Origin of the sequence: Mycobacterium aquaticum, from assembly GCF_002086485.1 — a bacterium.
Lineage (GTDB): Bacteria > Actinomycetota > Actinomycetes > Mycobacteriales > Mycobacteriaceae > Mycobacterium > Mycobacterium aquaticum.
The window spans coordinates 15,495-30,739 of record NZ_MVHF01000045.1 but is presented as its reverse complement, the minus strand read 5'-3'; the positions used below and the strand labels follow the sequence as shown (position 1 = coordinate 30,739).

17 protein-coding genes and 1 tRNA gene are annotated in these 15,245 nt (G+C 66.7%); 11 read left to right on the top strand and 7 right to left on the bottom strand.

What is annotated here, in order from left to right; genetic code table 11:
• Positions 1 to 4: 4 nt before the first annotated feature.
• The 3 genes from BST13_RS30395 to BST13_RS30385 all read right to left on the bottom strand — a co-directional run bounded on the left by BST13_RS30395 (position 5) and on the right by BST13_RS30385 (position 1,966).
• A complete protein-coding gene (locus BST13_RS30395) occupies positions 5 to 1,192 on the bottom strand; it encodes a site-specific integrase (RefSeq protein ID WP_083168808.1) in 1,188 nt (395 codons plus the stop codon).
• Positions 1,193 to 1,347: 155 nt separating this feature from the next.
• Positions 1,348 to 1,434: transfer RNA gene (locus BST13_RS30390), tRNA-Ser, on the bottom strand.
• A gap of 19 nt (positions 1,435 to 1,453) precedes the next feature.
• A complete protein-coding gene (locus BST13_RS30385; protein WP_029370875.1) occupies positions 1,454 to 1,966 on the bottom strand; it encodes a MarR family winged helix-turn-helix transcriptional regulator in 513 nt (170 codons plus the stop codon).
• A 67-nt stretch (positions 1,967 to 2,033) separates the two neighbouring features.
• Between BST13_RS30385 and BST13_RS30380 the strand changes: the two genes are divergently transcribed.
• Positions 2,034 to 3,002, top strand: a complete 969-nt coding sequence (locus tag BST13_RS30380) for an NAD(P)H-quinone oxidoreductase (protein WP_083168807.1) — start codon at positions 2,034 to 2,036, stop codon at positions 3,000 to 3,002.
• Between the two features lie 42 nt (positions 3,003 to 3,044).
• Here BST13_RS30380 and BST13_RS30375 read toward each other — a convergent pair whose 3' ends face one another.
• Entirely contained in the window at positions 3,045 to 4,241 is a 1,197-nt protein-coding gene (locus BST13_RS30375) for a cysteine desulfurase-like protein (RefSeq protein WP_083168805.1), read from the bottom strand.
• 124 nt (positions 4,242 to 4,365) lie between these two features.
• Here BST13_RS30375 and BST13_RS30370 point away from each other — a divergent pair, with 124 nt between their 5' ends.
• The 5 genes from BST13_RS30370 to wzm are packed head-to-tail and all read left to right on the top strand — an operon-like array spanning position 4,366 to position 9,380.
• On the top strand, positions 4,366 to 6,324 hold the full coding sequence (locus BST13_RS30370) for a DUF6541 family protein (protein WP_083168804.1): 1,959 nt from the start codon (positions 4,366 to 4,368) through the stop codon (positions 6,322 to 6,324).
• Positions 6,321 to 6,839 carry a bacterial proteasome activator family protein gene (locus BST13_RS30365; protein WP_083168802.1) on the top strand — a complete coding sequence of 173 codons (519 nt, stop codon included), beginning with the start codon at positions 6,321 to 6,323 and terminating at the stop codon, positions 6,837 to 6,839. The genes BST13_RS30370 and BST13_RS30365 overlap by 4 nt, the downstream gene beginning before the upstream one ends.
• A 9-nt stretch (positions 6,840 to 6,848) precedes the next feature.
• On the top strand, positions 6,849 to 7,649 hold the full coding sequence (gene wzt / locus BST13_RS30360; protein WP_083168801.1) for a galactan export ABC transporter ATP-binding subunit Wzt/RfbE: 801 nt from the start codon (positions 6,849 to 6,851) through the stop codon (positions 7,647 to 7,649).
• A gap of 1 nt (position 7,650) precedes the next feature.
• A complete protein-coding gene (glfT1, locus tag BST13_RS30355) occupies positions 7,651 to 8,553 on the top strand; it encodes a galactofuranosyltransferase GlfT1 (RefSeq protein WP_170064359.1) in 903 nt (300 codons plus the stop codon).
• Positions 8,550 to 9,380: a galactan export ABC transporter permease subunit Wzm/RfbD gene (gene wzm, locus BST13_RS30350; RefSeq protein WP_083168798.1), complete on the top strand. Its 831-nt coding sequence runs from the start codon at positions 8,550 to 8,552 to the stop codon at positions 9,378 to 9,380. Before glfT1 ends, wzm begins: the two co-directional genes overlap by 4 nt.
• A gap of 7 nt (positions 9,381 to 9,387) precedes the next feature.
• Here wzm and BST13_RS30345 read toward each other — a convergent pair whose 3' ends face one another.
• Positions 9,388 to 9,801 carry a pyridoxamine 5'-phosphate oxidase family protein gene (locus BST13_RS30345; RefSeq protein WP_083168796.1) on the bottom strand — a complete coding sequence of 138 codons (414 nt, stop codon included), beginning with the start codon at positions 9,799 to 9,801 and terminating at the stop codon, positions 9,388 to 9,390.
• A gap of 140 nt (positions 9,802 to 9,941) precedes the next feature.
• Between BST13_RS30345 and BST13_RS30340 the strand changes: the two genes are divergently transcribed.
• Positions 9,942 to 10,289, top strand: a complete 348-nt coding sequence (locus tag BST13_RS30340; protein WP_142282870.1) for a hypothetical protein — start codon at positions 9,942 to 9,944, stop codon at positions 10,287 to 10,289.
• Positions 10,290 to 10,472: 183 nt separating this feature from the next.
• On the top strand, positions 10,473 to 10,907 hold the full coding sequence (locus tag BST13_RS30335) for a hypothetical protein (RefSeq protein ID WP_083168793.1): 435 nt from the start codon (positions 10,473 to 10,475) through the stop codon (positions 10,905 to 10,907).
• Positions 10,908 to 10,931: 24 nt separating this feature from the next.
• On the opposite strand, the gene BST13_RS30330 is transcribed toward BST13_RS30335, so the two are convergent.
• Positions 10,932 to 11,213 (bottom strand): hypothetical protein, encoded by a 282-nt coding sequence (locus BST13_RS30330; RefSeq protein ID WP_083168792.1) that lies wholly within the window; start codon positions 11,211 to 11,213, stop codon positions 10,932 to 10,934.
• Positions 11,214 to 11,276: 63 nt separating this feature from the next.
• Positions 11,277 to 11,747: a carboxymuconolactone decarboxylase family protein gene (locus BST13_RS30325; RefSeq protein ID WP_029370864.1), complete on the bottom strand. Its 471-nt coding sequence runs from the start codon at positions 11,745 to 11,747 to the stop codon at positions 11,277 to 11,279.
• Positions 11,748 to 11,796: 49 nt separating this feature from the next.
• Here BST13_RS30325 and pdxR point away from each other — a divergent pair, with 49 nt between their 5' ends.
• The 3 genes from pdxR (at position 11,797) to dprE1 (ending at position 15,171) form a co-directional block, all read left to right on the top strand.
• Positions 11,797 to 13,209 carry a MocR-like pyridoxine biosynthesis transcription factor PdxR gene (pdxR, locus tag BST13_RS30320; protein WP_083168790.1) on the top strand — a complete coding sequence of 471 codons (1,413 nt, stop codon included), beginning with the start codon at positions 11,797 to 11,799 and terminating at the stop codon, positions 13,207 to 13,209.
• Between the two features lie 22 nt (positions 13,210 to 13,231).
• A complete protein-coding gene (locus BST13_RS30315; RefSeq protein ID WP_029370862.1) occupies positions 13,232 to 13,645 on the top strand; it encodes a GtrA family protein in 414 nt (137 codons plus the stop codon).
• Positions 13,646 to 13,788: 143 nt separating this feature from the next.
• The gene (gene dprE1 / locus BST13_RS30310; protein WP_083168789.1) at positions 13,789 to 15,171 is read left to right on the top strand and encodes a decaprenylphosphoryl-beta-D-ribose oxidase; all 1,383 of its coding nucleotides are present in this window, start codon (positions 13,789 to 13,791) and stop codon (positions 15,169 to 15,171) included.
• Positions 15,172 to 15,245 lie beyond the last annotated feature (74 nt).

Here is a 15,245-nt window from a genome sequence, read left to right as displayed (position 1 = left end):
CCGGTCACTTCGCCGCCCCCTGACTCAGCAGCGCGGCTGGTCCGGTCAAGACCGCGCCGGGGGTGTGAACGTAGACCCGCATCGCCAGCACGCCGCCGTCAGCGTGGCCGAGCCAGGCAGCGATCATCGGCACGGGGCAGCCCCGCAGCGCGAGGAGGCTCGCGGCTGTGTGCCTGCTTGCATGGAGGCGACGGTGCGTCAGTCCCGCATCGCTCAGACCCTTGTTCCACCAAGCGTTTAACGTGCGCGGCGAGAGTGCCTTGCCGAAGTCGTGGCACATGATGTGCCAGTCGTCGCCGCCCTCCCACCGCTTCCCCAACCGGACCTTCGCGTGCACCTGCTCATGCCGGATTCGGCGCAGGATCGGGATGAGATGTGGCGGGATCGGCAACGTACGGCGCGAGCTGATCGTCTTGGCATCGTCCTGGCTGACGATGCCGGCCGCGGTCGCGACGCGAGTCGCGCGCACGGAGATCGTGGGCACCTCTGCGCCGAGATCGGCGGCGCTCCAGCGCATCCCGGCAAGTTCCGCCCGCCTGAGTCCGAGCAATGCCAGATGCACAAAGAGTTCTCTGCGGCGGGCGTACTCGTCGGCGCCTTCGGCGTGCGCGGCGACGAGCTGTTCCACCTCGGCTTCGCTGAGCGAGTCGTCGATCTTCATGTCCAGTTCGCCGCTCGGCTTCCGCAGAGGTTCGACGAGCGCCACGACGTTGCGCGCCAGGATCCCTTGCGCGTGAAGGTCGGCCCACACGGTGCGCCACCGCGCAAGCATGGGATTGATACTCGTACGTTTCCAGGCGCCGCGATCCGTGGAACCTGTTCGCAGCTCAGTGATTAACGTCTCGACATCGAGCTTCGTGATCGCCTGCGCCTTCGCGTTCCCGTAGCGGTCGACCACCGGGGCCAACGCGGCGGTGTAGGCGTCAGCCGTCGTGGGCTTCACACGCGCGCTCTTGGCGGCGAGCCACTGCTCCACCGCTTCGCGCACCGTGATGTCGCTGGGTGCAGTGAAGGTTCCAGCGGCCAGCTCAGCAGTGGTGGCCGCGTGCCAGTCCTTCGCCTCGTCGACCGTTGTGAACCGCTTGCGGTTCTGCAACCGCTTGCCGCCGGGCAGAGTCGCGTTGATGCGCGCCTCGTAGGTGGGACCGCGCTTGCCCTCGATGCGCGTGATGTAACGGGGGAGCCGTGCCATGTGTGAAATCCCATCGCGAGAACCGGTTAAGGCCCAGTCGATGGGGACGACACGCCGCCACAGCTCAGGATCATTCCCCGAGCGATAGTGGCAAACTGTGGCAGGTTTCGAGGGTGGTCGGCGCCTGGCTTGACGCCGAAACCACCTCTGACCTGCGGTGGCGGAGGGATTTGAACCCCCGGTGGGGATTAACCCACTCTCGCTTTCAAGGCGAGTGCATTAGGCCGCTCTGCCACGCCACCGCCGACAAGCGTAAACGGTCTACACGCGGCCCAGCTTGGCGGGCGGCGCTCCGGACTGCAGGGCGACACTGATCCGGCGGCAGTTCTCGCCCATCGCGGCGATCTGGGGCCGGGACAGCCTGCCCAGGAAGTGCGCACGGACGCACTGCCCGTAGGTGACCATCGCACCCCGGACCGCCATCCGACCGTCGTCGGTGATGGTCGCGACCACGCCGCGGCCGTCGTCGGGGCTGGCACACCGCGTGACGAGGTTCTGCACCTCCAATCGACGGATCTGCCGCGTGACCCGGCTGGGCAGGGACATGAGGCGCTCCGCCAGGTCCCCCATCCGTGCCGAGCCGGTGGCGGACTTATCGAGCATGTCGAGAAGCCGGACATCGTTGAGCGTGAGGTGATGCTCGTCGACGAGCGACCGGTTCAGAGTCGCGTACAACCGCAAGGCCGAGTCGAGATAGTGCTGCCACGATCTCTGCTCGGCAATATCCAGGCCCGGCATATCACCCGCCGTGCGCCCGGCAATCATGCCTGACATGGGCGCAATCGTAAGGGACGTCAGTATTGCTGGGTGCCCGAAATCCAAGGGTTGTAGCGTTCAAGAAATGCATGCAATTTCCGCCGCCGCAGACGGCTCGCTGACCTGGGAAAACGTCGCTGACATCAGTCCCGGCAAAGGTGAGGTTTTGATCCGCGTCCGTGTCGCCGGCGTCAATCGCGCGGACTTGCTGCAAGCCGCGGGTAAGTACCCGCCCCCGCCGGGCGCCAGCAGCATCATCGGACTGGAGGTCTCCGGCGTCATCGCAGCCCTCGGCGAAGGCGTCTCCGAGTGGGCCGTTGACCAGCCTGTGTGTGCCCTGTTGGCGGGCGGCGGGTACGCCGAATACGTCGCGGTGCCCGCCGCACAAGTGATGCCTGTGCCCGACGGCACCACCCTCGACGAGGCTGCCGCCCTCCCCGAGGTGGCGTGCACGGTGTGGTCGAACCTGGTAAATACGGCAGGTTTGGCCGCGGGACATCTCGTCCTGCTGCACGGGGGCGCCAGCGGCATCGGAACCCACGCCATCCAGGTCGCCCATGCGCTCGGCGCCAGGGTCGCAGTGACCGCCGGATCAGCCGAGAAGCTGGCCCTGTGCCGCAGCCTCGGAGCCGACATCACGATCAACTACCGCGACGAGGATTTCGTGGCAGTCGTGCAGGCCGAAGGCGGCGCCGACGTGATCCTCGACATCATGGGAGCGGCCTACCTGGACCGCAACGTCGACGCCCTGGCCGTCGGCGGACGGATGGCCATCATCGGCATGCAAGGAGGCGTCAAGGGCGAGCTGAACATCGGCAAGCTGATCTCCAAGCGGGCCGGTGTGATCGGAACATCACTGCGGCCACGGCCGGTCGACGGTCCGGGCGGTAAGGCCGAGATCGTGGCGGCGGTCGTGGACAACGTGTGGCCGATGGTCGCCGACGGGCGGGTGCGCCCGATCATCGGCGCCGAACTCCCGATCCAGCAGGCCCAGCGGGCCCATCAGCTGCTGGCTTCCGGCGAAGTAGCTGGGAAAGTGCTGTTGCGGGTGTAGGCGAGGAGCACCAAATCAGCCTGCGGACGCGAGGAGCACCAACTAACCCAGCGAGGCCAGGGCCCGCACCAGCTGGTCGACTTCGGCGATGGTCGAGTAGTGCGAGAGCCCCACGGTCACCGCGCCACCGATGTCGTTGACGCCGATGACGTCGAGCACGCGTGAGTTCACGTTGGAGACAGCCAGGATGCCGTTGTCGGCCAGCCGCTGCACCACCCGCTCGGCGGGCACGTCGCGCACCGCGAAACTCAATACGGGAATGTGGGCCTCGGGCCTGCCGATCACCATCACCAAGGGCAGCGAACGCAGCGACGACAGCAGGTAGTCGAACAGCCGGCTCAAGTACGACGATGCGGATTGCATTGACACGGCGAGTCTTTCGCGCCGGGTACCCATCGCGGCCTCGTCGAGGTTGGACAGGTACTCGATGCTCGCGACCACTCCGGCCAGCAGACCGTACTGATGCACGCCCATCTCGAGGCGCTCCGGCCCGGTCGCGTACGGGTTCAGCGACACCGAACCGAACGAATCGATGATGGACGGGTCGCGGAAGACCAGGGCGCCGATCGGCGGACCACCCCATTCGACGGCGTTGAGCGCGACCACGTCGGCGTCGGTCTCGTCGAGATCGAACAGCCGGTACGGCGCGGCGGCCGTGTGGTCGACCACGACGAGCCCGCCGACCTCGTGGGTCAGTTTGGTCACTTCCCCCAGGTCGGTGATGGTGCCCAGGGTCGACGATGCCGATGCGATGGCCACCAGTCGGGTGGGCTTGTCGATGAGCCCCTCCCACTGCCAGGACGGCAGCTCGCCGGTCTCGATGTCGACCTCGGCCCACTTGACCTTGGCGCCATAACGATTCGCGGCCCGCAGCCACGGCGCGATGTTCGCCTCGTCGTCGAGGCGTGTCACCACCACCTCGTAACCCAGGCCGACCCGGGCCGACGATGCCTCGGCAAGGGCGGTCAGCAGGTGTGACCGGTCGGGGCCGAGCACCACACCGCGGGGGTCGCCGTTGACCAGATCTGCGACCGCTTGGCGGGCCGCGATGAGAACGGCCGCGCTGCGGCGAGCCGAAGGGTGGGGTCCGACCGCTGTGGGCATGGAGCCACGGAACGCGGTCGAGACGGTCGTCGCGACCGCGTCCGGAACCAACATGCCGTTCTGGGTATCGAAGTGCACCCACCCATCGCCCAACGACGGATGCAGACCACGCACCCGGGCGACGTCGTATGCCATGCCAGCCACCTTAGAGCGTTCGCAAACAACACAAGCTGAGACGATCGGGGTGAGCGCCCGACCGCGTGTTTCCGCCGGATAGGCCGCGCCGGACCAGGTCGCCCTGGGCAGCCATACTAGTCCAGTGGGCTTCGGGTTCGGAGTGCTAATCGCACTGTTGTTGCTAGTGATACCCGGGGCGCTGACCGCACGTGCGGGTGGCCTCACCCTGCCGGCGGCCGTGGCGATAGGCCCGGCCTTGACCTACGGCATCGTTGCGCTGTTCATCGTCCCGTTCGGCGCCATTGGCGTGCCCTGGAACGGCTGGTCGGCACTGTTTGCTGTGGCCCTCACGACCGCGGTTGCGGCGGGGTTGCACAGACTGCTGGGGCGGTATCGGGACCGCGACGCCGAACAGCTGACACCGTCACGGGGGCCGGTTCTGATCGCGGCGGCCGGCGTTGTGCTCGGCGCTCTGCTGATCATGTGGGCGGCCGCGGCCGGGCTGGTCCACTGGCAGTCCGCCCCCAGCACGTGGGACTCCGTGTGGCACGCCAACACCGTGCGGTTCATCCTCGACACCGGGCAGGCCTCCCCCACCCACATGGGTGAGCTGCGCAACGTGGAGACCCACGCCCTCCTGTACTACCCGTCGGCGTTTCACGCGCTGGCCGCGGTGTACAGCCAGATCACCGGGGCCGCGGCGACCACCGCGTACACGGTCGGCACGGTGGCGGCATCGGTGTGGCTGTTCCCGCTCAGCGCCGCGATGCTGGCCTGGAAGATGGTGCGTCCGCTCACCTGCCCGACGCGCACGGCCATCGTCGCCGCGACGGCAGCCGCACTGTCGGCATCCTTCACGGCGGTGCCCTACGTCGAGTTCGAGGTGGCGGCCGTACCGAACCTGGTGGCCTACGGACTCGCTGTGCCTGCGTTCGTACTCGTCACCTCCGCGCTGCGGCACCGAGACCGCATACCGCTGGCGATCCTGGCCCTCGTCGGGGTGTTCTCGGTGCACATCACCGGCGGTGTCGTCACCGCGCTGCTGGTGGCAGCGTGGTGGCTGTTGGAATGCCTACGCAATCCGGTGCGGGGACGGGTGTCCGATGCCGGGACGCTGCTCGTGGTGGGCATACCTGCCTTGCTGATCATGCTGCCGCAGTTCCTCAGCGTGGCCGACCAGGCCGATATCATCGCCGGGCACGCATTCGTCAACCATCTGGGCCGCAAGCGCTCGCTGTTCGCCGCAGTGGTGCAGCACACGCGTCATCTCAACGACTTCCCGATCCAGAACATGCTGATCGCGCTCGCCGCCATCGGCGGGCTGGTCATGCTGATCAAGAAGATCTGGTGGCCGTTGGCGGTCTGGGCCCTGATGATGGTGGCGATCGTGCATTCCGGCGCGCCGTTCGGCGGCCCGATCGGGGCCGTCACCGGCAAGTTCAGCGACCTGTTCTACAGCGATCCGCGTCGACTCTCCGCGGTGGTCACCATGCTGTACGCACCGATGGCGGCCATCGGGTTGTGCACCCTGGTAGTGGGCCTGACGATGCTGCTGGCCCGCGTCACCCAGCGGCAGACAGTGATCCGGGCCACCGCAGGCGTCGTGCTGGTCGCCACCACGGTCGGACTGGCCTGGCACTACTTCCCGCGACACCGGTTCCTGTTCGGCGACAAGTACGACTCGGTGATGGTCGCCGACCACAAACTACGCGCATTCGCGTATCTGGCCGGCCTGCCCGATGCGCACAGCACGGTGATCGGCGACGCCAATACCGACGGCAGCGCCTGGATGTACGCGATCGCCGGGCTGCACCCGCTGTGGACCCACTACGACTACCCGGTGCAGCAGGGCCCTGGGTATAACCGGTTCATTTTCTGGGCATACGCCGATGATGCTGACACCGATCCGCGGGTTGCCGAGGCCGTCAAGGCCCTCAACATCAAGTACGTACTGACCAGCACACCGGTGGTGCGCGGGTTCACCATGCCCGACGGGCTAGTGTCGCTAGACAAGTCGAAGTCGTGGGAGAAGATCTACGACGACGGCAAAGACCGCATCTACCGCTGGCGCGGAGACCAACAGACGACGGGAAGGTCATGAGCATCAACCCCGATGACGACAACATCGAGATCCTGCCCGGCGACGTCGATCAGGACGCGGACGCCGAAGCCGACGGCAAATCGCTGACCGACCTCGTCGAGCAGCCGGCCAAGGTGATGCGCATCGGCACGATGATCAAGCAGCTGCTCGAGGAGGTGCGCGCCGCTCCGCTGGACGACGCCAGCCGCAACCGGCTGCGCGACATCCACCGGACCAGCATCCGGGAGCTCGAGGATGGACTGGCCCCTGAGCTGCGTGAGGAACTGGAGCGGCTGACGCTGCCGTTCACCGAGGACTCGATTCCGTCGGACGCCGAGCTGCGCATCGCGCAGGCCCAGCTGGTCGGCTGGCTGGAGGGACTCTTCCACGGCATCCAGACCGCACTGTTCGCCCAGCAGATGGCCGCCCGCGCGCAGCTCGAACAGATGCGCCAGGGTGCACTGCCCCCGGGCATGGCCGGACCGGGCGGACCGCGCGGCGGGGCGGCACACCCGGGCACCGGACAGTATCTCTAGGTTGCGCTGTTGTCTGATCCACACATTTCCACGCGCGACGCCTGGGTCGAGTTCCCCATCTTCGACGCGAAGACGCGGTCGCTGAAGAAGGCGTTCCTCGGTAAGGCCGGCGGTGCCATCGGTCGCAACCAGTCCAACGTCGTCGTCATCGAGGCGCTGCGGGACATCACCATGTCGCTGGAGATGGGCGACCGGGTGGGCCTGGTCGGCCACAACGGCGCCGGGAAATCGACCCTGCTGCGCCTGCTTTCGGGCATCTACGAGCCCACCCGGGGTTCGGCCACGGTCCGTGGCCGCGTGGCACCGGTCTTCGACCTGGGCGTCGGCATGGACCCGGAGATCTCCGGCTACGAGAACATCATCATCCGCGGCCTGTTCCTGGGGCAGACCCGCAAGCAGATGCTGGCCAAGGTCGACGAGATCGCCGAGTTCACCGAGCTGGGTGAATACCTGTCGATGCCGTTGCGCACGTACTCGACGGGTATGCGGGTCAGGCTGGCGATGGGTGTGGTCACGAGCATCGACCCGGAGATCCTGCTGCTCGACGAGGGCATCGGCGCGGTCGACGCGGACTTCTTGAAGAAGGCCCAGTCGCGGCTGCAGAGCCTGGTCGAGCGTTCCGGAATCCTGGTGTTCGCAAGCCATTCCAACGAGTTCCTGGCCCGGTTGTGCAAGACCGCGATGTGGATCGACCACGGCACCATCAAGATGACCGGTGGTATCGAAGAGGTGGTCCGCGCCTACGAGGGCGAGGATGCCGCGCGCACGGTGCGTGAGGTGTTGGAGGAATCCGCGCGTGGCACCACCTGAGATGGTGACGGCGGTGATCGTCACCCACCGGCGACGCGAACTGCTGGCCAAGTCGCTGGACGCGGTGGTGACGCAGGAGCGTCGTCCGGACCATCTGATCGTCGTCGACAACGACGACGACCCCGCCGTGCGCGAGCTGGTGAGCGGGCAGCCGGTGCCGTCAACCTACCTCGGCTCCCGCCGGAACCTCGGTGGCGCAGGCGGTTTCGCGCTCGGCATGCTGCATGCGCTGGCACTGGGGTCCGATTGGATCTGGCTGGCCGACGACGACGGCCGCCCCGCCGACGCCACGGTGTTGGCCACGCTGCTGGCCTGCGCCGAGCAGCACTGCCTTGCCGAGGTGTCCCCGATGGTGTGCAACCTCGACGATCCCCGGCGGCTGGCCTTCCCGCTGCGCCGCGGCTTGGTGTGGCGCAGGCTAGTCTCGGAGCTGCAGAGCGAAGACTCGTCCGTCTCCGGGGATCTGCTGCCGGGTATCGCGTCGCTGTTCAACGGTGCCCTGTTCCGGGCCGCCACCGTGGAGGCCGTCGGCGTCCCGGATCTGCGGCTGTTCGTCCGCGGCGACGAGGTGGAACTGCACCGCAGGCTGGTGCGTTCCGGATTGCCGTTCGGAACCTGTTTGACGGCAAGCTATTTGCACCCCTGCGGCACCGAGGAGTTCAAACCGATCCTCGGCGGCCGGATGCACACCCAGTATCCCGACGACGAGACCAAGCGTTTTTTCACCTACCGCAACCGCGGCTATCTGCTCGCCCAGCCGGGGCTGCGCAAACTGCTCCCACAGGAATGGGTGAGGTTCGGCTGGTACTTTCTGGTGTCCCGCCGCGATCCCGCAGGCCTGCGTGAATGGATCCGCCTGCGGCGCTTGGGCAGACGCGAGAAATTCGGAAGGACCGGACAATGACCTTCACTGACGCGGCCTCACAGTCAAGGACGATGACCCGGGCCTGGCGAGATCTGACCGAAGGGTTCGGCAAGCGGGAGCTGTGGCTGCACCTGGGTTGGCAGGACATCAAGCAGCGCTACCGCCGTAGCGTGCTGGGCCCGTTCTGGATCACGATCGCCACCGGCACCACCGCGGTGGCGATGGGCCTGCTGTACTCGAAACTGTTCAAGCTGCCGCTTGAGGAGCACCTGCCCTACGTCACGCTGGGGCTGATCATCTGGAACCTGATCAACGCGTCCATCCTCGAAGGCTCAGAGGTGTTCATCGCCAATGAGGGTCTGATCAAACAGCTTCCGACCCCGCTGTCGGTGCACGTCTACCGGCTGGTGTGGCGGCAGATGATCCTGTTCGCCCACAACATCGTCATCTTCGTGGTGATCGCGATCATCTATCCCAAGCCATGGAAGTGGATTGATCTGGCAGTCATCCCCGCACTGGGTCTGATAGTGCTCAACTGTGTCTGGGTGTCACTGTGTTTCGGCATCCTGGCCACGCGCTATCGCGACATCGGACCGCTGCTGGCATCGGTGGTGCAGTTGCTGTTCTTCATGACACCGATCATCTGGAACGAGTCGACGCTGCGGCAGCAGGGCGCCGGATCATGGGCCAAGATCGTCGAATTGAACCCGCTGCTGCACTATCTCGACATCGTGCGGGCCCCGCTGCTTGGCGCCGACCAGGAAGTGCGCCACTGGGTGGTGGTGCTGGTGCTCACAGCGGTCGGCTGGGGTTTCGCGGCAATTGCCATGCGCCAGTACCGAGCCCGCGTGCCGTACTGGGTGTAGCCGCCGGTCAGTCCGGCTGAGTGCCGAATTCGAAATAACGCCCGGAGATCTCGCTCGGCGTGATCCGCACGTAGCGACGTTTCACGGTGGCGGTCCAGGGCAGCAGCTGTGCTCGCTCGGCTGCGGCGATGTCCTCGGGCGTCTCCAACAGCTCGGCGGTGCCGCGCACAATCACGCTCCAGCCGTTCATCAGGTTGTGGTCGTCGGCTTCGAAGAGCACGCGATCGCTGAGGATGGAAGTGATCAGCTTGGTGCCCTCCGCGGTGCGGAACAGCACGGTGCGCCGCTGCACGACGTAGTTGACCGGGAAGATCTCGATTCTGGTGCCGATCGTGGTGACGAGGCGACCGAGCGCCACACTGGCCAGCAGTCGCCAGCTTTCGTCTACACCGAGGACCGACACCGGATGCTCGGGCGCCATGCCCAAACCCTAGCGACTGTCGTCGCCGACCGCAGGCGCCGCGCAGCACATCGGCAATGTCCTTTTCCGACTTCCGGTTCATTGCGGTTTGCCGGGCGAATTCCCGGGTACGCATCCAGGTTGAGGAGAAGGACACGTCGATGGCGTACTCAGAAAGTGGCTGGGAGGACGACGACCCGCTGACGCGGGCGATCGAACAAGCGTTTTGCGCCGGGAAACGAGCCGCGCAGGCATCGCGAGCCGCGCAGGCGGCTCAGCGCTCCGCAGCCGACACCGTGGAGAAATCCGCGGACAGTCACGAGCGATGCGCGACGACGTACGACGAAGCAGCTCGACATTGCGGTCCTGCCGGTCGGAGGGACAACCGGGAGCACGCCGCTCGCCACCGCCAGTTCGCGCGACAGGATCGTGAGATGGCCGAGCAGCTACGCCAGATGGCGGAAAGCTACTCGGCCGGCTATTACGCCCCACCACCGAGCCTGCTCTGACGGTTCGCCATGAGCCGTGCCTGCAGCAAACGCAGGTGCGGGAGAGCCCGCCTACACCATTTGCACCATTCGGTCACGCCATAGACGCATTTTTCACCCGATGCCGGGGTGTTCGTGAGGGCCATAACTTTGCCTTCAAGCCGGTCAGCAAGCCGGCAAAACACCTGAAAGGAAAGGGAATTCATGAGCACCATCAGCACCGTCAAGAAACTCACCGCCTCTGGCGCCATGGCAGGCGTCCTCGGCCTGGCGGCCCTCGGCCTCGGCAGCGGCTTGGCTGCCGCGGCACCAGCAGCACACACGAACTCCGGACCGGCCTCGTCGAACAGCCGGAACTCCGCACGCAACAGCTGGGAGCCGGACAGCCCGGAGATCACCGGCGACGAGGCTCATCCCACGGCGCACCTGGTGTTTCCGAGCCGCCCGGCCAGCCCCCACGCAAGCCACGGGCACAAGGGAATGAACGAGCCGGTCGCCCCGGTGGGCATCCAGGACACCTTCACGTCGGGCAAGGACATGACGATGCAGACGGCCAGCCCGTCGACCACGGGTGACAAGTCCGGGCCCAAGAAGCTCGAAACGTTCCCGGTTCAGCTCGGCGACATGACGTTCAACTAAGCGATGTTGAAGTCCGAACGGGCGCTAGTACAGTCCGTTCGGACAGGTGACGTCGACATAGACGGTGTCGCCTGGCAGCGGTTCCGGACTGGACGAAGGATTGTTGACCCTCACCACGGTGCAATCCGACAGCTGCTGATTGGCCCCGTTCACCCAGTTGATGTTGACGTTGTACCCCTCGGCCTGCAGATCGGCGATGACAGCGTCGGCTCCGTGGGCGGCGGCGACCGGCGCGCCGACGCCGGCACCGACAAAGGCGGTACCGGCCACGGCGAACACCGCAACGGACCTGGCTCCCAGTGACATATCGCGATGATGACTGACGGCGCCGTCAGCCGTCCGGTTTCGACCAAGTCCGCCGTCGATGGATCAGCGCCGCGGAGGCGGCATCTTCACCGCGGCATTGATCCGGTTCCACGCGTTGATGGTGACGGCCATCGAAATCACCTGTCCGAGTTCACGTTCGGTGAATGCTGCGGCGGCCCGGGCGTAGACCGCATCGGAGACCGGTCCGTGGCTCAGATCGGTGATGGCCTCGGTCAGCGCGAGGGCTGCCTGCTCCTGCTCGGTGAACAGGTCGCCTGCCTCTTCCCAGGCCGCGACCAACGCCAGGCGCTGCTCGGTCTCGCCCTGCTTGCGCGCGTCGTGCACGTGCATGTCAAGGCAGAAGGCGCACCGGTTGAGCTGTGAGGCGCGGATCTTGATCAGCTCGGCGATGGTCGGGTCGACGTCCTTCTTCGAGGCATTCGACAGCGTCATCATCGCGTCGTACAGCTCGGGTGAGGCCTTGTAGATCTTGACGCGTCCGGTGGTGTGGGCGGGTTCGAGTGTCTGTGTCATGTCTCCAACGCTAACGGCGAAAGACCCGTCCAGATGGTTCAATCTGATAGTGATTTCGCGGGCCAATTCGGGTAGTCGAGACCTTCACCTGGACCTGCGGGCCGTCATCGAACCGGGTAGTCGCACCGCCCGTGAGCAGCTGATCAACGCTCTGCGCGACGGCATCCGCTCGGGCCGGCTCGCCACCGGCGCGCCACTGCCCCCATCCCGCGCCCTGGCCGGCGACCTCGGGCTGGCGCGCAACACCGTCGCCGAGGCCTACGCCGAGCTTGTCGCCGAAGGTTGGCTGGCCTCGCGTCAGGGCGCGGGCACCTGGGTGGCCCGGGCCAGCACACCCGGGCGGGCCCCGCGGCCGCGCCGCATCCCCGTCACGCCACGGCACAACCTGATGCCCGGCTCGCCCGACCTTTCGGAGTTTCCGCGCAGCGCATGGCTGGCATCGGCTCGGCGCGCACTCACCGACGCGCCGGTGGCCGCGTTGCGGATGGGTGATCCACGCGGTCCGCTCGCGTTACGGGAGGCGCTCACCGAATATCTGGGGCGGGTCCGGGGCGTGCGGACCACGCCGGAATCCATCGTGATCTGCGCCGGGGTCCGCGACGGCGTCGAGCTGCTCGCGCGGGCCTTCCGATCCGGGCGCCCCATCGCGGTGGAAGCCCACGGCCTCTTCATCTTTCGCGACGCGATCACCGCGACGGGAGTGCCGACCGTGCCGATCGGGCTGGACGACGACGGCGCCGTCATCGACGACCTGGACGCGCTCGACACCCCAGCGGTATTGCTGACCCCGGCCCACCACAATCCGTTTGGCATGGCCCTGCATCCCAAACGGCGCAGCGCCGCCGTGACATGGGCGCAGCGCACCGACGGCTACGTGCTCGACGACGACTACGACGGCGAGTTCCGGTACGACCGCCAACCGGTCGGCGCGTTGCAGGCGCTGGACCCTGAACGGGTCGCCTATCTGGGCTCGACGAGCAAGAGCATGGCGCAGACCCTGCGCCTGGGTTGGATGGTGTTGCCCGAGGCCTTGATCGACCCGGTGATCGACGCGGCAGGCGGGCAGCAGTACCACGTCGATGTCATCAGCGCCCTGACCCTGGCCGACTTCATCGCCACCGGCGGCTACGACCGGCACATCCGACGCATGCGCAACCGGTACCGGCGCCGGCGCGACGCCCTGGTCGCCGCGCTGGACGGTTTCGACGTCGGTATCCGTGGCCTGGCCGCGGGCGTCAACGTCACCCTCACCCTTCCTGACGGCGCGGAACCCGAGGTGCTGCGCCGGTGCGGGGAGGCAGGCATCCAGCTGCAGGGGCTCTCGATCATGCGTCATCCGGAGGCAGGCCCGCAGATCCCCGATCCGGACGGCATCATCGTCGGCTTCGGCGCGCCCGCCGAGCATGCATTCGGCCCGGCCGTCGAGGCGCTGCGGGCGGTGCTCGCCGAGGTGTTGCGCTAGGAGCGCTCGCTAAGCTGCCGGGGTGGACACCGCACCCGCGAACCCGCGCCTGAGCCTGCGAACCCAGGTGTTCCGGTTCATCGTCACCGGCGGAATCTCCGCGGTTGTCGACTTCGGCCTCTACGTGCTGCTCTACAAGGCCATCGGGCTGCCGCCCGACATCGCCAAGGCGATCAGCTTCGTCGCAGGCACCACCACCGCCTACCTGCTCAACCGCCGCTGGACGTTCCAGGCACCGCCGAGCACGGCCCGGTTGATCGCGGTGTGGGTGCTCTACCTGGTCACCTTCGTCGTCCAGGTCGGCCTCAACCACCTCTTCCTGCATCTGCTGAACTACACGCCGGTCGCGGTGGTGGTGGCCTTCGTCATCGCCCAGGGCACGGCGACCGTCATCAACTTCGTCGTGCAGCGGGCGGTCATCTTCCGCTTGCACTGAGTGCCCACTGAGTGCCCAGCCGCGCGAATTCGACGAAAACGTCGCGTTCGCGCCTGCGCAGCGGCATCTGTGTCGAACTCGGCGCGTGGTTCGAAACTCGACTGCGCCGGAGTGGACGCCTGGGCGCGGTACCCTCCTTAGCGATGTCGACCACCGATTTCCCGACCACGGACAAGCGCCTGATGGGCTGGGGCCGCACCGCACCGACCGTCGCGCAGGTGCTCTCCACACCTGATCCCGAGGTCATCGTCAAGGCTGTCACGCGGGCCGCTGAGCAGGGCGGACGCGGCGTGATCGCGCGCGGGCTCGGCCGCTCCTACGGCGACAACGCGCAGAACGGCGGCGGCCTGGTCATCGACATGCCCGCGCTGAACCGCATCCACTCGATCGACGCCGAGACCCGGATCGTCGACGTGGACGCCGGCGTGAACCTCGACCAGCTGATGAAGGCCGCCCTGCCGTTCGGGCTGTGGGTTCCGGTGCTGCCAGGCACGCGTCAGGTCACCATCGGCGGGGCCATCGGCTGTGACATCCACGGCAAGAACCACCACAGCGCGGGCAGCTTCGGCAACCACGTGCGCTCGATGGACCTGCTGACCGCGGGCGGCGAGGTGCGCAAGCTCACGCCGGACGGGCCGGAGGCCGAACTGTTCTGGGCGACCGTGGGCGGCAACGGGCTGACGGGCATCATCCTGCGCGCCACCATCGAGATGACGCCGACGGAGACTGCGTATTTCATCGCCGACGGCGACGTGACACACACCCTCGACGAGACCATCGCCTTCCACAGCGACGGCAGTGAGGACAACTACACGTACTCGTCGGCCTGGTTCGACGCGATCAGTGCCCCGCCGAAGCTGGGCCGCGCCGCGATCTCCCGCGGATCGCTGGCCAAGCTCGACCAGCTGCCCACCAAGCTGCAGAAGAACCCGCTGAAATTCGATGCGCCGCAACTACTTACGTTGCCCGACGTGTTCCCCAACGGGCTGGCCAACAAGTACACCTTCGGCCCCATCGGCGAACTCTGGTACCGCAAGTCCGGGACGTACCGCAACAAGGTGCAGAACCTGACGCAGTTCTACCACCCACTGGACATGTTCGGTGAGTGGAACCGCGCCTACGGCCCTGCCGGGTTCGCGCAGTACCAGTTCGTGGTGCCGACCGAGGCCGTCGAAGAGTTCAAGGGCATCATCTACGACATCCAGCGCTCCGGGCACTACTCGTTCCTCAACGTCTTCAAGCTGTTCGGCAAGGGCAATCAGGCGCCGCTGAGCTTCCCGATCCCGGGCTGGAACGTCTGTGTCGACTTCCCGGTCAAGCCGGGCGTCGGCGAGTTCCTCACCGACCTGGATCGCCGCGTGCTGGAGTTCGGCGGGCGGCTCTACACCGCCAAGGATTCGCGCACCACGGCCGAGACCTTCCACGCCATGTACCCGCGCATCGACGAGTGGATCGCGGTGCGCCGCAAGGTCGATCCCGACGGCGTGTTCGCTTCGGACATGGCGCGCCGGCTGGAACTTCTGTAGTCAGAACGCCCCACGACAGTCCCCGAAGTTTTTCTTGACTAATTCCAGATAAGGGACAAGACTGCAGTGCGTGG

What these genes read in the sequence shown, in the direction of transcription:
- BST13_RS30395 (WP_083168808.1), bottom strand. Translation starts at nt 1,192, where the DNA reads ATGGCACGGCTCCCCCGTTACATCACGCGCATCGAGGGCAAGCGCGGT.
- BST13_RS30385 (WP_029370875.1), bottom strand. Translation starts at nt 1,966, where the DNA reads ATGTCAGGCATGATTGCCGGGCGCACGGCGGGTGATATGCCGGGCCTG.
- BST13_RS30380 (WP_083168807.1), top strand. Translation starts at nt 2,034, where the DNA reads ATGCATGCAATTTCCGCCGCCGCAGACGGCTCGCTGACCTGGGAAAAC.
- BST13_RS30375 (WP_083168805.1), bottom strand. Translation starts at nt 4,241, where the DNA reads ATGGCATACGACGTCGCCCGGGTGCGTGGTCTGCATCCGTCGTTGGGC.
- BST13_RS30365 (WP_083168802.1), top strand. Translation starts at nt 6,321, where the DNA reads ATGAGCATCAACCCCGATGACGACAACATCGAGATCCTGCCCGGCGAC.
- glfT1 (WP_170064359.1), top strand. Translation starts at nt 7,651, where the DNA reads ATGGTGACGGCGGTGATCGTCACCCACCGGCGACGCGAACTGCTGGCC.
- wzm (WP_083168798.1), top strand. Translation starts at nt 8,550, where the DNA reads ATGACCTTCACTGACGCGGCCTCACAGTCAAGGACGATGACCCGGGCC.
- BST13_RS30345 (WP_083168796.1), bottom strand. Translation starts at nt 9,801, where the DNA reads ATGGCGCCCGAGCATCCGGTGTCGGTCCTCGGTGTAGACGAAAGCTGG.
- BST13_RS30340 (WP_142282870.1), top strand. Translation starts at nt 9,942, where the DNA reads ATGGCGTACTCAGAAAGTGGCTGGGAGGACGACGACCCGCTGACGCGG.
- BST13_RS30335 (WP_083168793.1), top strand. Translation starts at nt 10,473, where the DNA reads ATGAGCACCATCAGCACCGTCAAGAAACTCACCGCCTCTGGCGCCATG.
- BST13_RS30330 (WP_083168792.1), bottom strand. Translation starts at nt 11,213, where the DNA reads ATGTCACTGGGAGCCAGGTCCGTTGCGGTGTTCGCCGTGGCCGGTACC.
- BST13_RS30325 (WP_029370864.1), bottom strand. Translation starts at nt 11,747, where the DNA reads ATGACACAGACACTCGAACCCGCCCACACCACCGGACGCGTCAAGATC.
- dprE1 (WP_083168789.1), top strand. Translation starts at nt 13,789, where the DNA reads ATGTCGACCACCGATTTCCCGACCACGGACAAGCGCCTGATGGGCTGG.